This is a genomic window from Humibacter ginsengisoli, assembly GCF_054780095.1.
The window spans coordinates 95496-112393 of record NZ_BAAGWZ010000011.1 but is presented as its reverse complement, the minus strand read 5'-3'; the positions used below and the strand labels follow the sequence as shown (position 1 = coordinate 112393).

At 68.5% G+C, this 16898-nt stretch carries 13 protein-coding genes; 7 read left to right on the top strand and 6 right to left on the bottom strand.

All coding sequences use genetic code 11. The features are described from left to right. Nucleotides 1-83 precede the first annotated feature (83 nt). Both ACYVI5_RS14800 and ACYVI5_RS14795 read left to right on the top strand, forming a co-directional pair. Nucleotides 84-1979: an ABC transporter ATP-binding protein gene (locus ACYVI5_RS14800; RefSeq protein WP_460580880.1), complete on the top strand. Its 1896-nt coding sequence runs from the start codon at nt 84-86 to the stop codon at nt 1977-1979. Between the two features lie 122 nt (nt 1980-2101). After that, nucleotides 2102-2470 carry a VOC family protein gene (locus ACYVI5_RS14795; protein WP_460580879.1) on the top strand — a complete coding sequence of 123 codons (369 nt, stop codon included), beginning with the start codon at nt 2102-2104 and terminating at the stop codon, nt 2468-2470. 11 nt (nt 2471-2481) lie between these two features. On the opposite strand, the gene ACYVI5_RS14790 is transcribed toward ACYVI5_RS14795, so the two are convergent. The 3 genes from ACYVI5_RS14790 to ACYVI5_RS14780 are packed head-to-tail and all read right to left on the bottom strand — an operon-like array spanning nt 2482 to nt 5719. Beyond that, nucleotides 2482-2781, bottom strand: a complete 300-nt coding sequence (locus ACYVI5_RS14790; RefSeq protein ID WP_460580878.1) for a DUF1905 domain-containing protein — start codon at nt 2779-2781, stop codon at nt 2482-2484. A gap of 33 nt (nt 2782-2814) precedes the next feature. Continuing rightward, nucleotides 2815-4224, bottom strand: a complete 1410-nt coding sequence (locus ACYVI5_RS14785; RefSeq protein WP_460580877.1) for an aspartate aminotransferase family protein — start codon at nt 4222-4224, stop codon at nt 2815-2817. 10 nt (nt 4225-4234) lie between these two features. Beyond that, nucleotides 4235-5719 carry a CoA-acylating methylmalonate-semialdehyde dehydrogenase gene (locus tag ACYVI5_RS14780; RefSeq protein ID WP_460580876.1) on the bottom strand — a complete coding sequence of 495 codons (1485 nt, stop codon included), beginning with the start codon at nt 5717-5719 and terminating at the stop codon, nt 4235-4237. Nucleotides 5720-5858: 139 nt separating this feature from the next. On the opposite strand from ACYVI5_RS14780, the gene ACYVI5_RS14775 reads away from it, so the two are divergent. Then, nucleotides 5859-7625, top strand: coding sequence for a PucR family transcriptional regulator (locus ACYVI5_RS14775; RefSeq protein ID WP_460580875.1), 1767 nt, complete (start codon nt 5859-5861; stop codon nt 7623-7625). Nucleotides 7626-7775: 150 nt separating this feature from the next. On the opposite strand, the gene ACYVI5_RS14770 is transcribed toward ACYVI5_RS14775, so the two are convergent. From ACYVI5_RS14770 to ACYVI5_RS14760, 3 genes are all read right to left on the bottom strand, one after another. After that, nucleotides 7776-8993, bottom strand: a complete 1218-nt coding sequence (locus ACYVI5_RS14770) for an ABC transporter ATP-binding protein (protein WP_460580874.1) — start codon at nt 8991-8993, stop codon at nt 7776-7778. A gap of 56 nt (nt 8994-9049) precedes the next feature. Next, nucleotides 9050-10612, bottom strand: a complete 1563-nt coding sequence (locus ACYVI5_RS14765; RefSeq protein WP_460580873.1) for an arylsulfotransferase family protein — start codon at nt 10610-10612, stop codon at nt 9050-9052. 167 nt (nt 10613-10779) lie between these two features. Continuing rightward, nucleotides 10780-11313, bottom strand: coding sequence for a putative immunity protein (locus ACYVI5_RS14760; RefSeq protein ID WP_460580872.1), 534 nt, complete (start codon nt 11311-11313; stop codon nt 10780-10782). A gap of 168 nt (nt 11314-11481) precedes the next feature. On the opposite strand from ACYVI5_RS14760, the gene ACYVI5_RS14755 reads away from it, so the two are divergent. From ACYVI5_RS14755 to efeB, 4 genes are all read left to right on the top strand, one after another. Further along, nucleotides 11482-12930, top strand: coding sequence for an HNH endonuclease signature motif containing protein (locus ACYVI5_RS14755; protein ID WP_460580871.1), 1449 nt, complete (start codon nt 11482-11484; stop codon nt 12928-12930). A gap of 104 nt (nt 12931-13034) precedes the next feature. After that, a complete protein-coding gene (locus tag ACYVI5_RS14750; protein WP_460580870.1) occupies nt 13035-14222 on the top strand; it encodes a MarP family serine protease in 1188 nt (395 codons plus the stop codon). Nucleotides 14223-14384: 162 nt separating this feature from the next. After that, complete coding sequence (locus ACYVI5_RS14745) at nt 14385-15572, top strand: imelysin family protein (RefSeq protein ID WP_460580869.1); 1188 nt, start codon at nt 14385-14387, stop codon at nt 15570-15572. Next, complete coding sequence (gene efeB, locus ACYVI5_RS14740) at nt 15569-16843, top strand: Dyp-type peroxidase (RefSeq protein ID WP_460580868.1); 1275 nt, start codon at nt 15569-15571, stop codon at nt 16841-16843. Before ACYVI5_RS14745 ends, efeB begins: the two co-directional genes overlap by 4 nt. The last annotated feature ends 55 nt before the right edge of the window (nt 16844-16898 follow it).

Here is a 16898-nt window from a genome sequence, read left to right as displayed (position 1 = left end):
GTGAACGGTGGCGGATGATGGCGCTGGCGGGAATGTCGCGTAACGATATATCGTTGATAGTCGCGACTACGAGGAGCAAGCGGATGAGCGGAATGAGACCCAGCGGCGGCCACGGAGGCGGCGGCCACGGAGGTGGGCACAGCGGCGGCGCGCGCGGCGACATCGCTGCGCAGAAGGCGAGGAACGCGCAGGCGCCGAAGATCCCGCACCTGATGCGGCGCATCGGAACGCTGTTCGCGCCGCACAAGGTCGCGCTGTCGGTGACGGTGGCGCTCGTGCTCCTCGGTGCAGCGCTCACCGTGGTGCCTCCGCTCCTCACGCAGCGAGTCTTCGACGACGGACTCTTCCCCAAGTCGGGCCATCCGGACTTCGGCGTGACCACCACCCTGGTGGTCGCGATCATCGTCGTCTATCTGGCCTCCAGCGGACTCGGCGTCTGGCAGACCTACCTCACGGCCACCGTCGGCAACAAGGTGATGGGCGCACTCCGGGTCAACCTGTTCCGGCACCTGCAGTCCATGGAGCTGAGCTTCTTCACGCGCACCAAGACCGGCGTGATCCAGTCCCGACTGCAGAACGACGTCGGCGGGGTCGCGGGCGTGCTCTCGAACACCATCTCGAGCGTGCTCGGCAACATCGTCACGGTGATCGCGGCGTTCGTCGCCATGCTCCTGCTCAACTGGCAGCTCACGCTGATCGCGGTGGTGCTGATGCCGTTCCTCGTCGTCGCTCAGCGGCGGGTGGGTCAGGTGCGTGCGCGCATCGCTACGGCGACCCAGGAGTCGCTCTCCGACATGACCGCGATCACGCAGGAGACGCTGAGCGTCTCGGGCATCCTGCTCTCGAAGAGCTTCAACCGTCAGCCGTTCGAGACCGCGCGCTACTCGGCCGAGAACGAGACCCAGATCGGACTCCAGGTCAAGGAGACGATGAGCGGGCAGTGGTTCTTCGCGATGGTGCACATCTTCCTGTCGTCCATCCCTGCGATCGTCTACCTCGTCTCGGCTTGGTTACTGGGGAACGGATCCACCGACATCACCTCGGGCACCATCGTCGCCTTCACGACCGTGCAGGCCAGGCTGCTCTTCCCGCTGATGGCGATCATGCAGACGGCGCTGAACCTGCAGACATCCAGTGCCCTCTTCGCCCGCATCTTCGAGTACCTGGATCTGAGGCCGGCCATCAAGGATCGACCGGACGCGATCGCGATTCCGGCGGGCGCGACGGTCGGCGCGATCGAGTTCCGCGACGTCACGTTCCGGTATCCGGATTCCCGCCCCAGCGAACGTCCGACGCTCGACGATGTCTCGTTCACGATCCTGCCAGGCCAGTTCGCCGCCTTCGTCGGCGCGAGCGGAGCGGGGAAGACGACGGTCTCCTACCTCGTTCCCCGGCTCTACGAGGCGTCGGAAGGCGCCGTTCTGTTCGCGGGCAAGGATGTGCGTCACCTGCAGCACGACTCGCTGATCGATCACATCGGGATCGTGAGCCAGGAGACCTATCTATTCCACGCGACGATCGCGGAGAACCTCCGGTACGCGGCACCGGATGCCACGCAGGAGCAGTTGGAGGAGGCGGCGCGCGCTGCGAACATCCACGAAACGATCGCCGGGTTCCCGGATGGCTACGACACGATCGTGGGTGAGCGCGGCTACCGGCTGTCCGGCGGTGAGAAGCAGCGCATCGCCATCGCCCGGGTGCTGCTCAAAGACCCCGAGGTGCTCATCCTCGACGAGGCCACCAGCGCACTCGACACGATCTCGGAGCGCGTCGTGCAGCAGGCGCTCGACTCGGCCTCGCACGGCCGCACCACGATCGCGATCGCACACAGGCTGTCCACGATCGTGAACGCCGACGTCATCTTCGTCATCGACAAGGGCCGCGTCGTGGAGCGCGGAACGCACGCAGAGCTGCTGGCGCTCGGTGGCATATACGCGCGACTGTACGACGAGCAAGCCCGCGTGACGGCGCCGGTGTAGGACGGTACCCGACGTGTTCGTGGCTACGCGACTCAACACGTTCCATCGCCTCGGCGTCGCGAGCAAGCTCGCGCCGCGCTCGGCTCAATCACGTGTCGGTGGGTCGTCGTAGCGTCGTGCGCATGATCGGAACATTCGACGTACTGGCCATCGACTGTCCGGACCCTCGCGCGCTCGCGCCGTTCTACGCGGAACTGCTCGGCATGCGGGTGGTCTCGGACGACCCGGACTGGGTCGAGCTCGCCTCGGAGGAGCGGCCTCGTCCGCTCATCGCCTTCCAGAAGGTCGACCAGGAGTACCGGCCGCCTCAGTGGCCAGGGCAGGAGGTGCCGCAGCAGCTGCACATCGACGTGAAGGTGGACGACCTGGATGCCGCCGAGCAGCAGGTGCTCGCCCTCGGCGCCACGAAAGCGGGGTACGACAAGGAGACGTTCCGGGTGTACCTCGACCCGGCGGGGCATCCGTTCTGCCTGGTCAAGCCGAACGACTGAGCTTTCCCCGCTCACACGTGCGTCTCGACGGCCATGCGCACGGTGTCGCCGACGTCGACGCCCTCGCGTGCCCGGATGGACTTCTTGATCGCGAGCACATAGGTGCCGTCGCCCTCGGGGAAGATCGACGTCGACCACCTGGATGACCCGAGCGTCGCCTCCACCTTCACCGAGTTGAATCCGGCAGGCGGGTGCGGCGCGTCGTGGATCTCCTCTGAGACCTCCAGCGGGAGCCGGGCGAACACCCACAGCTCGCGGCGCGCCTCCCACGGGAACAGCGTCGACTCGAACTCGTACCTGATGCCCGCCATGGCACCAGGGTACGAGGCGCCTCCGACGCCGGGTCAGCGGGTGTAGCGGTCCGCCACCGTGAGCGCGGCGTCGTACGCGTCGAGGCCGCGACGCAGCTCGTCCTCGGTGATGACGAGCGGCGGCGCGACGTGCATCCGGTTGAAATGCGTGAACGGCCACACCCCGGCCGCCCTGCACGCTGCGGCGACCTCGGCCATGGGCGCGGCATCCGCTCCCGAGGCGTTGAACGGCACCAGCGGCTCCCGCGTCTCGCGGTTCCGCACCAGCTCGAGCGCCCAGAACAGCCCGCGGCCGCGCACCTCGCCGAGCGACGGATGCGTGTCGAGCCACCCCGTGATGGTCGGCTCGACCACCCGTGATCCGAGGTCCCGAACTCGCTGCAGGATGCCGTCCCGCTCGAAGACCTCGAACGTCGCGACACCCGCGGCACATGCCAGCGGATGCCCGGAGTACGTCAGCCCGCCCTGGAACGAGACGTCGTCGAAGAAGTGGGCTAATGGCTCCGAAATCACGACGCCGCCGAGCGGCACGTAGCCGGAGTTCACACCCTTCGCAAACGTGATGAGGTCGGGGACGACGTCGTAGGCATCCACCGCGAACCACTCGCCGACACGGCCGAAGCCCACCATCACCTCGTCGGCGATGAACACGATGCCGTGCCGGTCGCACAGCTCGCGCACGCCCTGCAGGTAGCCGGGCGGCGGCACGAGCACCCCGTTCGTGCCGACGATCGTCTCGAGCAGGATCGCCGCGATGGTCTGCGGGCCCTCCAGCGCGATCACCTGCTCGAGGTGCTCCAGCGCGCGCTGCGATTCCTCCGAAGCGTTTGCCGCGTGGAACGCGGACCGGTACGGATACGGCCCGAAGAAGTGCGCGACCGAGCCGTCCGCCGGCTCATTCGCCCAGCGCCGCGGGTCTCCCGTGAGCGCGATCGCGGTGGACGTGTTGCCGTGGTACGAGCGATACATCGACAGCACCTTGCGGCGGCCGGTGTAGCGGCGGGCCATGCGCACGGCGTTCTCGTTGGCATCCGCGCCGCCGTTGGTGAAGAACACGTGGTTCAGGTCACCGGGCGCCACCTCGGCGATGCGCCGGGCGAGCTCGCCGCGCACGTCGTTGGCCATCGCCGGCTGGATCGTCGCGAGGCGACCGGCCTGCTCCTGGATGGCTCGCACGAGATCCGGATGCTGGTGCCCGAGATTGAGGTTGATCAGCTGCGAGCTGAAGTCGAGATACGCATTGCCGTCGTAGTCCCAGAACGTGGACCCCTCGCCGGCCGCAACAGGCAGCGGGTTGATCTGGGCCTGCGCGCTCCAGGAGTGGAACACGTACGCGCGGTCGTCGGAGCGCACCCGCTGCTCCTCGGCCTGATCGCCGAACGCGTGGAAAGCGCCGGTCCGGTCCGTGTATCCGGTGCGGGTGCCGTTCTCGGTGATGGTCATGTCGTCATCCTCAGTGATTGCCGGGGAACGCCAGTTCGACACGCGACTGCAACGCTTCAGGCCACCGTGACGTGATCACCTTCGAGCGCGTGTAGAAGTGGAACGACTCCGGGCCGTAGATGTGCGAGTCGCCGAACAGCGAATCCTTCCAGCCGCCGAACGAGAACGATCCGACCGGCACCGGGATCGGCACGTTCACGCCCACCATCCCGACCTCGATACGGAACTCGAACTCGCGCGCGGCACCGCCGTCGCGGGTGAAGATGGCGACGCCGTTGCCGTACGGATTGGCGTTGACGACATCGATGGCGTCGTCGAGCGTGTCGACGCGCACCACAGAGAGCACCGGTCCGAAGATCTCGTCCCGGTACGTCGACGATTCCAGCGGCACCTTGTCGAGAAGCGTGGCACCGATGAAGAACCCGTCGCCCTCGAACTGCTTCTGCGAACCGTCGACGACGACCGTCGCACCCTCGGCCGCCGCCCCCGTCACGTACGACAGCACCCTCTCGCGGTGCTGTGCGGTGACCAGCGGACCCATGCCGCTGGCGGCATCCGTTCCGTCGCCGATCACGAGGTCGTCGATGCGCTTCTGGATGGCCGGAATCAGCTTGTCGCCCGCGTCGCCGACCGCGACGAGCACGCTGACCGCCATGCAGCGCTCGCCGGCGGAGCCGTACGCGGCCGACACCGCGGCATCCGCCGCGGCATCGATATCGGCATCCGGCATCACGACCATGTGGTTCTTCGCACCGCCGAGCGCCTGTACCCGCTTGCCGTTCGCGGACGCACGCTGGTAGATCGACCTCGCGATCGGGGTCGAGCCGACGAAGCTGATCGCGGCGATGTCGGGCGAGTCGAGCAGGGCATCCACGGCAACCTTGTCGCCGTGCAGAACGTTCAGCACCCCCGCCGGAAGCCCCGCCTGAAGGAACAGCTTCGCCAGCAGAACAGACGCCGACGGGTCCTTCTCGCTGGGCTTCAGCACCACCGTGTTGCCGCACGCGATGGCGCTCGCGACCATCCAGAGCGGCACCATCAGCGGAAAGTTGAACGGCGTGATGCAGCCGACCACCCCGACCGGTTGCTTGACGCTGTGCACGTCCACGCCGGTCGAGATCTGCTCGCTGTAGTCGCCCTTCAGGTGCTGGATGAGACCGGATGCGAACTCCACGTTCTCCAGTCCGCGTGCGATCTCGCCCGCGGCATCGGACAGCACCTTGCCGTGCTCGCTCGTGATGGCCGCCGCGAGTTCATCGCGATGCTCCGAGAGCAAGTGGCGCAGGCGGAACAGCACGTCGGCACGCTTGGTCAGGCTCGTGGCGCGCCACCCCGGAAGCGCAGCCTTGGCCGCGGCGATCGCGGCGGCGGCATCCGCCTCGCTCGCCATGAGCACCTGGTGCTGCACGGCTCCGATGGCGGGGTTGAAGACGTCTCCGGTGCGCTCGGGCTCGCCGTATTCCGCGCCGGCGACGAAGTGGCGGATCAGGGCCATGAGCGGTCCTCTCGTTGGGGTTCTCTTACGTACCACTCTGCGCTGCGTCGATCGCTGGATGGCTCGATCCGGACGAATTGACGTAGGCGGCATATAGTCTTGGTGCTCCCATGTTCACAGAGAAGTGGATTCGATAGCGGTGCCAGAACGTCACAGCTTCGTTGGCGGTCGCACAGATCGTCTGGCTGCAGAAGAGCACGGCGCTGAAGCACCTCGCGCCGGCCAACTCACCGGCGACCGGCGAGCGGAGCCAGCCCCGATCGACCTGGAGCGCACCGCGAGGCGTCAGGCCGTTTCGAGGCAGGCGGTGCTGCCGAGCATCCGCGAGGTGCTCCGCCTCGAAGAGGTCGTCACGGCCGTCCCCGAGGTGCTCACCGGCGAGAATGCCCTCGACCGCCCCGTGCGCTGGGTGCACGTGAGCGAGACGGCCGACGTGACGCACCTCGTCAAGGGTGGCGAGCTCATCCTCTCCACCGGTGTCGGATGGCCGACGGATGCCGCAGCGCAGCGCGACTTCGCGGCTCGCCTCGTCGAGGCCGCCATCGTGGGCGTCGTGCTCGAACTCGGACACCGCTTCGCGGAACCGCCGAAGGCGTTCACCGAGGCGGCCGCGCGTCTGGACCTGCCGTTCATCGTGCTGCACCGAGAGGCGCGGTTCGTCGCGATCACCGAGGCCGTGCACTCCCGGGTGATCGCCGACCAGATGGCGGCGCTGAGGGCGCGCGACGAGATCCACGCGCTGTTCACGCAGCTCAGCCTGCGCGGCAGCCCCGCCGACTACATCGTCGCGCAGGTCGCTCGCGTGCTCGGCTCGCCGACCGTGCTGGAAGACCTCACGCACCGCGTGATCGCCGTGGAGGCGATGGGCGATGACACGCGCATCCTGCGCGACTGGGAGCAGCGATCGCGGGATGCCCACGATCGGGCCGCGGATGTCGTCGCCCGCGGCGCGCTCCCCGGCCCTGACGACTGGACGATCGTGCCTGTCGAGGCGCGCGGCATCCGCTGGGGGCACCTCGTCGCGCTGCCCGGCGGTGCGCATCTGGCCGGCCGCACGAACGTGCTCGAGCAGGCCGCGATCGCGCTCGCCCTCGGCCGGCTCGCGGACCGGGGCGCGGACGAGTGGACGCGCACCAGTCACGAACGCATCGTCTCCGCACTGCTGGGCAGGCGCTTCGCAGGGGAGGCGTCTTTCGCCGACCGGCTCGAGGCGAGCGGCGTGCCGGTCACCGGCCGGACGCTGCTCGGCATCGCCGTGCGTGTGCGGGGCAGCGCACAGGGCGCAACCGCCGCCGCGTCCGCGGTGGGAGAGCTCGGCGTGCCGGCCATCACGGCGGCGCATCCGTCGATGGATGCCGGCACGAGCGTCATCATCGTTTCCCTGCCTCCTCGAGGCAGGTTGTCCGACCAGGTGCTGTCGTCGTTCGCCGCCGCGGTCGCGACCTCGTCGGACGCCCAGCTCGCAGACGTGGCCGTGGCGATCGGGGCGGATGCCGACGGCGTGCCCGGGCTGCTGGCATCCGTGGAGCAGGCCACAGAGCTGCTGACACCCCGCGACGACCGCAAGCGCCGCGCCCCGCTCATCGTGCGGGTCGAGGACCGGCCGCTGCTGCGGCTGCTGAACTCTTTCGGCAGCGATCCGCGGCTGCAGTCGCACAGCGAACGGATGCTCGCCCCGCTCATCGAGCACGACCTGCGTCGCGGAGGCGACTTGCTCGACGTTCTCACGGCCTATCTCGCGTACCCGGGCAATCGCACGCGTGCAGCGACCGCGAGCCACCTGTCGCGCTCGGTGTTCTATCAGCGCATCGCCCTGATAGAGGACCTGCTCGGCGTCTCGCTTGACGACGGTGAGATCGTCAGTGCCTTGCATGCGGCAGTGCTCGCCCGTCGAACCGGGCACTGACGACTGAGCCGAGCGCAAAGCGAGCTCGCTCGCTTTGCCGAGGTGATGGAGTCAGTTGAGCGTGTAGCGCGAACACTGAGCGCGAGGGCTGCGCCGCCGACGCCGCCCGGCACAGGCTTGAGCATCGTGCGGCGGAGATCGGCGCCTCCGTCAGCCCGCGCCAGACCCTTCCGTCTGCTCCTGCGCCTGCTCTTGCGCCTTCTCTGCGGCGAGCGGGGTCGGTGCAGGGGAGGGGGCGAGCACGAACGCGTGCGCGGGATCCCACGTGAGCACGACCTGCTCGCCGGGACGCGCACGCGACGAGTCGGCCAGGTTCTGCGCGAAGGCCTTGAGCACGCCGCCCCACGGGGTGGACGCCTCGTATTCGGTGCTCGCGCCGAGGTACGTGGCGGTGATGACGGTTCCGGGCACCGTGTTGGGCATCGAGCCCGGCTCGCCCTGGCGGCCGACGGCATCCGTTCGGGTCACGACGAGCTTCTCGGGACGGATGCCGACCCGCGCGCCCGCCGGCAGGCGCCCGTCGACGCCGCTCACCTCCAGCCGAGTGCCGTCGGGGAGTCGCAGCGCCGTGCCGTGCGATTCGGGTGCGATCACGTTGCAGGTGCCGAGGAATTCGGCGACGAACTGAGTGGCGGGCCGGTCGTACACCCGGTCGGGGGAGCCGATGTCTTCGGTGCGTCCGGCGTTCATCACCGCGAGCCGGTCGGCCATCGACATGGCCTCGTTCTGGTCGTGTGTGACGTAGAGGAACGTGATGCCGACCTCGCGCTGGATACGCTTGAGCTCCAGCTGCATCGTCTTGCGGATCTTCGCGTCCAGTGCACCCATCGGCTCGTCGAGCAGCAGCACCTTCGGCTCGTTGACGAGCGCACGGGCGAGCGCCACGCGCTGCTGCTGACCGCCGGAGAGCTGCAGCGGCCGACGCTTGCCGTACCCCTTCAGCCCCACCATCTCCAGGTTGCGCTCGACCTTCTCGCGGATCTCGGCGCTGGCCACCTTGCGACGCCGCAGACCGAATGCGACGTTGTCGAACACCGTCAGGTGCGGAAACAGCGCGTACGACTGGAACACCGTGTTCACGTCGCGCTTGTACGGCGGGAGCATCGTGACGTCGCGGCCGTCGAGGTAGATGTGCCCGAGGCTGGGCAGCTCGAATCCGCCGACCATGCGCAGCGTCGTGGTCTTGCCGCATCCGCTGGGTCCGAGCAGCGCGAAGAACTCTCCCTGTTTCAGCTGCAGATCGATGTCGTCCACCGCGATCGCATCGCCGAACCGTTTCGTGACGTGCTGGATCGAGATCGCCGGTTCCCCCGTTCCGCCGGGTGCGCCGGAACGAGCGGATGCCGCGGCCTCGCTCGACAGGGTCATTGTTCTCCTTCGAAACGACCGCCTGACAGCGCGGCGGTTGTCGTGACGGGAGAACTCTACGTGGCGACCACCGTCGATGAGCCCAGGGACGTACCGTTCGCGTCGAGCGCCAGGACCTGCACAAAGGCTGCACCGTCGATTGTCGACGTGGTCTCGAAGCCGTCCTTCGGTATGGTGGCGACCGCCGAGAGGGAGTCGTTCGTCGCTCCGGAGAGGATGCGCCACGACGCCACCTCGGTCGCACCGTTCCAGCTCGCTGAGACCCGCAGCCGGCCCGAAGGGTCCGTCACGGTGGCGATGTCGGGATCCGCCTTCGGCTGGCCCACCCACGTGCTCTTGGCCACCCGGTAGCAGTCTGCGCCGAGCCCGGATGCCTCCCACACTGCGGTGCCGTCCGCGGTGAACTCGGTGGCGTAGGGCTGCGTTCCCCAGCCGACCAGCACATTGCCGTTGCCGAGCAGTTGCGTCGAGCCCATCGCGAACCCGACATGGCTCCTGTCGGCGTATTCCTGCTTCAGCGTCGCCGTCTTCGCGGATTCGTCGATGGAGAGCACGAGCCCACGGGAGGTGCCCTTCGAGGTGTTCACGTGGTTGTCGAACATGCTGATCTCGTCAGCCGATTGTCTGCGAGCGTGATGCTGCCACGCGAACGCGGCGTCGGCATCCACGGCGAAGTCGCTCTTCTTACCACCCAGCCGCCAGCGGATCGCGCCGCTCGTTCGATCGAGGGAGTAGACGGTGTGGGTGTGCCGGGCCGACAGCAGCAGCGTGCCGTCGCTGTCGGCCGAGATCGCGTTCAGGTGGTACGGGTCGTAGGCGGTCGGAGCCGTGCCGCCGTCCGATCCGAGGGCGACGTAGCTCTCGGTGAGGGGGATGTGATCGCTCGCCCGCCAGTCGAGGAGCAGTCTGCTGGTAGCGATGTCGATCTCCTGGATGTGGCAGTCGAACATCCAGCCGTCCGTCTTTCCGCCTACAGAGGTGAGGTCGGCTCGCACCGGCGGGTACGACGTGATCAATGCTGTGCCGGCGTCAGTGAGCTCGAACTCGTGCAGGTCCGCCTGGAGGCCGCCCTGCGCATAGACGTGCGCCATCGGCTGATAGGAATTGTCGAGGATGACGCCGTGGCCCTGGCCGTTGCCGTACTGCGAGGTGCCCGTCCAGTAGGTCAGCACGGGCCGGCCCTCGTACTGCTGCACCCGGAAGTCGGTTCCGGCTCCGCCGCCCGGATGCGACCAGATCAGCATTCCGTCCGTGTCGTAGATGGCGGGCGAGAACTGGTCGGTCTGCGGTGTCGCGAAGAGGTGCCCGTCGGCCAGCAGGGCGCCGCTCTGCTTCCAGATGGCGAGCTTCGGAGCGGTCACCATAGTGCTCGTGAATCGCTCGATCGTGTATGCGGACGCGCTGCTCGACGGCGACGACGAGGTCGGCTTCGACCGTGCGATCGCCCTCGCCGCGCCGATGCCGGCGAAAGCCCCTGCGAGACCGAGCGCGATCCCTCCGCCGCCGAACAGCACCTCGCGCCGTCGGATGCCTCGTCGCGGCTTCGGCTGGTCGCCGGTAGGAGCGGTGTTCGTGGGGTCGATGAGAACGTTCGGGGTTTCGGGGGCGGCGGGGGTCATGCCTCGAGAACGTAGGACCTGTGAGTATGCACAGGCCATGCGCAAACTATGCGCCACTCAAGCGCGTCAGTGTTCGCGGGTGATGGCGAAGAAGATCGCCATCGCACGGCCGCGGCCCTCGCGCGGGAAGCCCTGCACGACGAGTCCGATCCGAGGACAGGAACTGGTTATCGGCCGATGCCGGCTTGCAGTCGGCGGATGATCGAGCCGAACTCACCGGAAGTGAGGAGGCCCGCCCCGAGTGGTCCGGCCGAGTTCTCGCCGACGAGGGGTAGGCGCCGGAGTGCATCCCGCGCCGGCGCGGTCAGGTGCCCGAGCTGCCAGCTGATCTCCTCGTCGATTGCCGGGGGATGCTCCGGCGCGGCCAGCCCTGCTGCTTTCGCGGCGTACGCGGCGGCGCCGAGCGCATGCGCGCCCATGTGCGCGATACCGGATGCCTGAGCAGCGGCACGCGCGGCGGCGACCGCTGCTGGTGACTTCGCCGACTTCGCTGCACGGCCTGCCACGAAGCGCCGCCGGATCTCCTCTGCGGCTCCGAGCTCGCCGCGCGAGAAGGCGCGGGCGCGGGCGATCGCATCCCGCGGTCTGTCATCGTCGGCGACCTCGGCCTCGAACAACTGCAGCACTCGTTCCGCGCAATCGGCCGCCCACGCTGCGACGATGCGGCGGTCGGTCTCGCTCAGCGACTGCGGTGAAGGCATGGGAGAGCACTCTCTCGTGGGTGTTCGGTAGAGCTTCCATGATGACGCGGGCGACAGGCCGCCACTTGTCCTCCACAGCTCATCATCTTCGGTCGCTATCCACAGGAAACATGTTCTGATCAGGAATTCGTCGCCGAGAATGTCGGTGGCTACAGGTTGAATGGAGACATGAACGACACGAGAGCGCGGCTCGAATCGGCGGTGGATGCCGTCCGTGCTGCTCTCGAGGTGGCGGAAGTTCCTCGACTCGGCGACGGCGAGCTCCTCGAGGCGCTCGGGCGCATCGAGGAGCTCGGACGATCCGTCGACGCGCTGCGAGTGGCGGCGTCCGCGGAGGTCCTCGAACGCTCACGGCCGTCCCTCGGCAGCGAGCGGCTCAGCGCGCGGAACGGATGCCGTAACGCCTACGAGCTGATCGCGCGCGTGACGCTCGCCTCCGAGTCGACGGCTGCGCGCTGGTGCCGGCTCGGTGCGGGCATCCGGGACCGGGACGCGCTCACCGGGGAACTCTTGCCACCGAAGTACCCCGCTGTTGCCGAGGCTCTGCGGGGCGGCGTGATCGGCATTGACACCGCCGCGACGATCGTCTCCAACCTCGGAGCGATCCAGCATCGTGCTGAGCCGGGCCTGTTGGCCGAAGCGGAGCGGGCGCTCGTCGGCTGTGCCACAGGCGTCGACACCTCGACGGGTGAGCAGATCGTGCCGATGACCGCCGATCAGACACGTATCCAGGCACTGCAGTGGCAGGTGGCGCTCGACCCCGATGGTGTGAAAGTGCGTGAAGACCAGGCGATGGTCGGGCGCGGCATCCTCAAGACCGGGAGTCGAGGCGGCCTCATCACGTATCGCATGAGGTTGATGCCCGAGATCTCGGGAAAGCTGGAGCGCATCTTCGACTCGTGCCTCTCCCCGAAGACCGCCGGCCGATTCCTCACGGACGAACAAAGGGAACTCGCCGAGACGACGGGCGAATCGCGAACGCCCGCCCAGCAGCGGCACGACATCCTTGCCGCTGCGCTGGATGCGGCCGCCCGCAGCGCTGAATTGCCGACCATCGGCGGCGGTTCGCCGACCGTGCTGGTCAGTGTCGACGCCGAGACGCTCCGCAAAGGCTCAGGAGCAGCCTGGGTGGACGGCGTCGACGTGCCCATCTCCGTGGAATCGGCGAAACAGTTCATCTGCACCGGTGGCGTGCAGAAGGCCTTCTTCACTCCGACGGGGCGCCTGATCGCCCTCGGCTCGCCCGAGCGCGGGTTCACTCCACAGCAGCGGCGCGCGTTGTCGCTCCGCGACGCGGGATGCGTCATCCCCGGATGCATGATCCCCGCGGGGTGGACGGAGATCCACCATGTTCAGGAGCACGCGTCCGGTGGCCCTACGCACACTGACAACGGCGCAATGCTTTGTTGGTACCACCATCGCACCATCGAAAGCTCCGGATGGCAGGTGCGGATGAGTGCCGGAGTTCCCGAAGTGAGACCACCGGTCTGGATCGATCGCGCTCGGGTATGGCGACGGGCCTCGAAGTCTCGGGCGCTGGCAAGCGGAGTACGACGGGGGCTGAGCTCGAGCGCCGGTGAACCACCCCCGATCAGACGCCGGCCAATGCGAACATGACGCCGATGCGCTGCTGACAACGAGGAGCGCATCCCGCAGAAGCAACACGGCCGGTCGCCGTACACTCCAGCACCCGCACAGCAACACCGGCGAAAATCGGTGTCGTGGAGATCGCCGTCGACATCGTGCTCGCGCTCGCCGCGGTCGCCGCTATCGCGATCGGCTGGCGCCGCGGAGCCCTGGTCACCGCGCTGTCCATGGTGGGGCTCGTCGCGGGCCTCTGGATCGGGCTTCTGCTCGCTCCGGTGATGGTCGGGTGGGCGATGCCGCTCGGCCACGGCAGCATGATCGCCCGCACGGTTCTCGCGGCCGTGGTCGTGCTGGTGTGCGGAGCCGTTCTCTACGGCGTGGCATCCAGCCTCGGCGCCGTGCTCCGCGGACGCATCGGCCGACGCGGCGCCTTGAACGGCATCGATGCGACGGGCGGCGCGATCGTCGGCCTCGTCGCCTGGGCGGCCGTCGTGTGGCTCGTTGCGGGGTTCGCCCAGTCGTCGTCGATCTACCCGGCCTCGCAGTTGGCATCCGCATCCCGCATCGTCACAGTGCTCGACGACATCGCACCGGTGCCGCCGGCCACAGCCCTCGGCGCGCTTGACGACGCGCTTGCCGGCGCGGGCCTGCCCAAGGTCTTCTCCGGCAACGAGACGATTCCCGACACCGCTGCCCCCGACTCGGCCATTCCGGCCGCCGTGCAGGCCGAGTCGCAGAGCGTCGTCAAGGTGGAGGCGGTGCAGTCCAGCTGCTCTATGGAGTCCAGCGGAAGCGGCTGGGTGGAGGCATCCGGCATCGTGGTCACGAACGCCCACGTCGTCGCGGGCTCCTCGTCCGTAGAGATCGTGTCGCAGGATGATCGCTCGTACCAAGCATCGGTCGTCGCGTTCGACCCGGACCGCGACGTCGCCGTGCTGAGGGTTCCCGGCCTCGGAGCACCGGCGCTCCGTATGGGGGCGACACTGAACGCGGGAGATCCGGCCGTGGTCGCAGGATTCCCGGGCGGCGGCCCGTACACCCTCGGCGGGGCGCGGATCCGCGGCGAGCTCACGGCTGCCGGCACTGACATCTACCAACACGACGCGGTCGTCCGCGACGTGTATTCGCTGCGCGCGATCGTGCGGCCGGGCAACTCCGGCGGTCCGCTGTTCGACGACCAGGGCGACGTGGTCGGCATGGTGTTCGCCCGTTCGACGACGGATGCCGACACCGGCTACGCGCTCACCCTCGGCGAGGTGCGCCCCGTGCTCTCCACCGCGGGCCCTACACCCGTCGCCACCGGGGTGTGCACGTCGGAGTGAACGGGATGCTGGCCGCGGCGCTGGCGGCGCGCCCGTCGGCTTGCCGACGACCGACCGGTCTACCCGCACTGGCAGGCGTCAGAACGAGCACTTGCTGAACACTGCGTGAACTCGATGAACGGCCGGTGAACCGGTCCGAATCCGGTGCCAGCATGGCATCCCGTGCGGCAAGGGGCGAAGTACGGAGCGCTGGCGGGCGCGGTCGTCGTCATCGGTGCGAGCGTCGTGCTCACGGTGCTGATGCGCTCGCAACCCGCTGACGAGCATCCGGATGCCTACGCCGTCGACGCGGGCATCTCCGGCTGCGGCACGGGCTGGGTGCACCCCACGGCAGGTGTGCAGACATTCGACGTCAGGAACACCTCGATCGCGGGCATGGAGGTCTACCTGCAGTCGGCGACCGCGAAGGATGTCTACCTCGACCTGGAATCCCTCGGGGCCGGCAGCACGACACGGGGCCAGGCCACGCTCGGCGCGGGCCGGTACCGGTTCGTCTGCCTTCCGGCCGACGCCGATCCCATCGCCGGACCGGTCGTCACTGTTTCGGGCGCGAAGCACGTCGCGAACGCGACGGCGGGCATCCCACCGGTGACGCAGAACGACCTCATCCCCGCTTCGAAGCAGTACGGCGCATGGATCGAGAGCCGGCTGCCCGTGTTGCAGGGGGAGACGGACGCGCTCGCCGGTGACGTGACATCCGGCGACCTCGCCAAGGCCAAGGCGGACTGGCTCATCGCGCACCTCGAGTACGAGACGCTCGGAGCCGCATACGGTGCGTTCGGCGATGCCGACACGGCGATCAACGGCATGCCCGCCCCCGGTCGCACCGCACTCGATGATCCCGACCTGACCGGGTTCCACAAGATCGAGGCACTGCTCTTCTCCGGTGCGTCGGCATCCGCGATTGCGCCGTACACGTCACGACTGACGAACGACGTCGCCGCCCTGCGGGCGGACTTCCCGAACACCCGCATCGACCCGCTCGACATCGGCCTGCGCGCCCACGAGATTCTGGAGAACGCCCTGCAGTTCGAACTCACCGGTGAGACGGATGCCGGCAGCCACACGAACCTCGCCACGCTCGACGCCAACCTCACCGGCACGACGCACGCGCTCGAGCCCCTGCGGGGCATCCTGAAGACCCGCTACCCCGACCTGACGAAGACGGATGCCGCCATCGCGGCCACGCAGCGGCTGGTCGAGTCGTTCCGGGGTGCGGATGGGTCATCGCAGGCGCTCGCGAACCTCACCACCGCACAGCGCGAGCAGCTCGACGCGCACGTCGACGAAACACTCGAACTGCTCGCGCCGATCGCGGCGATCTGCGACGTGCGGAGGCCGGCGACGTGACAGCGGAACTCGCCCGCCGCGGCTTCCTTCACGGGCTCGTGGGAGCCGGCATCGCCGCACCGATAGCTGCGGTTGGTGCGCATGCCGCCGCGGCGACGTCTGTCCGCGCGGGCGCTCCGACGCCGGCGAGCGATGCGGCGACGACCGAGACCGCGGCCGCCGGCCCCGCCGCCTCGTACCCGTTCCACGGCACCCACCAGGCGGGCATCCTCACCCCGGCGCAGCGAAACGCGACGTTCGCCGCCTTCGACCTCACGGCATCCGGTCGGGTCGAGCTCGCAGACCTGATGAAGGCGATCACCGACCGGGCACGCTTCCTCACCGCGGGTGGCGCCCCGCAGACCGTCGGCATCACCGCACCGCCCGCCGACTCCGGCGTGCTCGGCCCGCAGGTGCCGGCGGACGGGCTGGCCGTGACCGTCTCGTTCGGGGCATCCGTGTTCGACGACCGATTCGGTCTGACCGATCTCAAGCCGCACCGGCTGCGCACGATGGAGGACTTCCCGAACGACGACCTGGACCGCGCGACCTGCGACGGCGACGTGCTGCTGCAGCTGTGCGCTCACAACCCTGACACCGTGACGCACGCCCTGCGAGACATCGCTCGGGCGACTCGCGGCGCGATGCAGCTGCGCTGGCGCAACGACGGATTCGTCTCACCACCCCGGCCGTCGGGAACGCCGCGCAACCTGATGGGATTCAAGGACGGCACCTCGGCACCCGCGCTGGCTGCGGCATCCGCTGCCGACGAACTGGTCTGGACACATGCCGGCGGCGGCGAGCCGAGCTGGGTGGAGGGCGGCTCGTACCACGTGGTGCGGATCATCCGCATGCTCGTCGAGTTCTGGGATCGCGTCTCGCTGCACGAGCAGGAGAACATGATCGGCCGCCGCCGGGACTCCGGCGCCCCGCTCACCGGCACGCACGAGCACGACGACCCGCGGTACGAGACCGATCCGACGGGCGATGTGATCCAGCTGGATGCCCACATCCGGCTCGCGAACAACCGCTCGCCCGAGCAGGCGAAGCAGCAGATGCTCCGCCGTGGCTACAACTACGACTCCGGAATCGACGTGAACGGCAACCTCGACACCGGGCTGATCTTCGCGTGCTTCAACCAAGACCTCGAACGGCAGTTCGTGACCGTGCAGAAACGGCTCATCGACGAACCGCTCGCCGACTACATCTCGCCGACCGGCGGCGGCTACTTCTTCGCGCTGCCGGGCGTGCGGCACAGAGCCGACTGGTACGCCAGCGGGCTGCTGGCCTGAGCATCCTGACGGACTGCGCGGCCGGCAGCATCCCTTCCCGACGAAAGGAACACGA

Excerpts from the sequence above, each read along its gene's own strand:
- ACYVI5_RS14800 (WP_460580880.1), top strand. The coding sequence starts at position 84 with ATGAGCGGAATGAGACCCAGCGGCGGCCACGGAGGCGGCGGCCACGGA.
- ACYVI5_RS14795 (WP_460580879.1), top strand. The coding sequence starts at position 2,102 with ATGATCGGAACATTCGACGTACTGGCCATCGACTGTCCGGACCCTCGC.
- ACYVI5_RS14790 (WP_460580878.1), bottom strand. The coding sequence starts at position 2,781 with ATGGCGGGCATCAGGTACGAGTTCGAGTCGACGCTGTTCCCGTGGGAG.
- ACYVI5_RS14785 (WP_460580877.1), bottom strand. The coding sequence starts at position 4,224 with ATGACCATCACCGAGAACGGCACCCGCACCGGATACACGGACCGGACC.
- ACYVI5_RS14780 (WP_460580876.1), bottom strand. The coding sequence starts at position 5,719 with ATGGCCCTGATCCGCCACTTCGTCGCCGGCGCGGAATACGGCGAGCCC.
- ACYVI5_RS14770 (WP_460580874.1), bottom strand. The coding sequence starts at position 8,993 with ATGACCCTGTCGAGCGAGGCCGCGGCATCCGCTCGTTCCGGCGCACCC.
- ACYVI5_RS14765 (WP_460580873.1), bottom strand. The coding sequence starts at position 10,612 with ATGACCCCCGCCGCCCCCGAAACCCCGAACGTTCTCATCGACCCCACG.
- ACYVI5_RS14760 (WP_460580872.1), bottom strand. The coding sequence starts at position 11,313 with ATGCCTTCACCGCAGTCGCTGAGCGAGACCGACCGCCGCATCGTCGCA.
- ACYVI5_RS14755 (WP_460580871.1), top strand. The coding sequence starts at position 11,482 with ATGAACGACACGAGAGCGCGGCTCGAATCGGCGGTGGATGCCGTCCGT.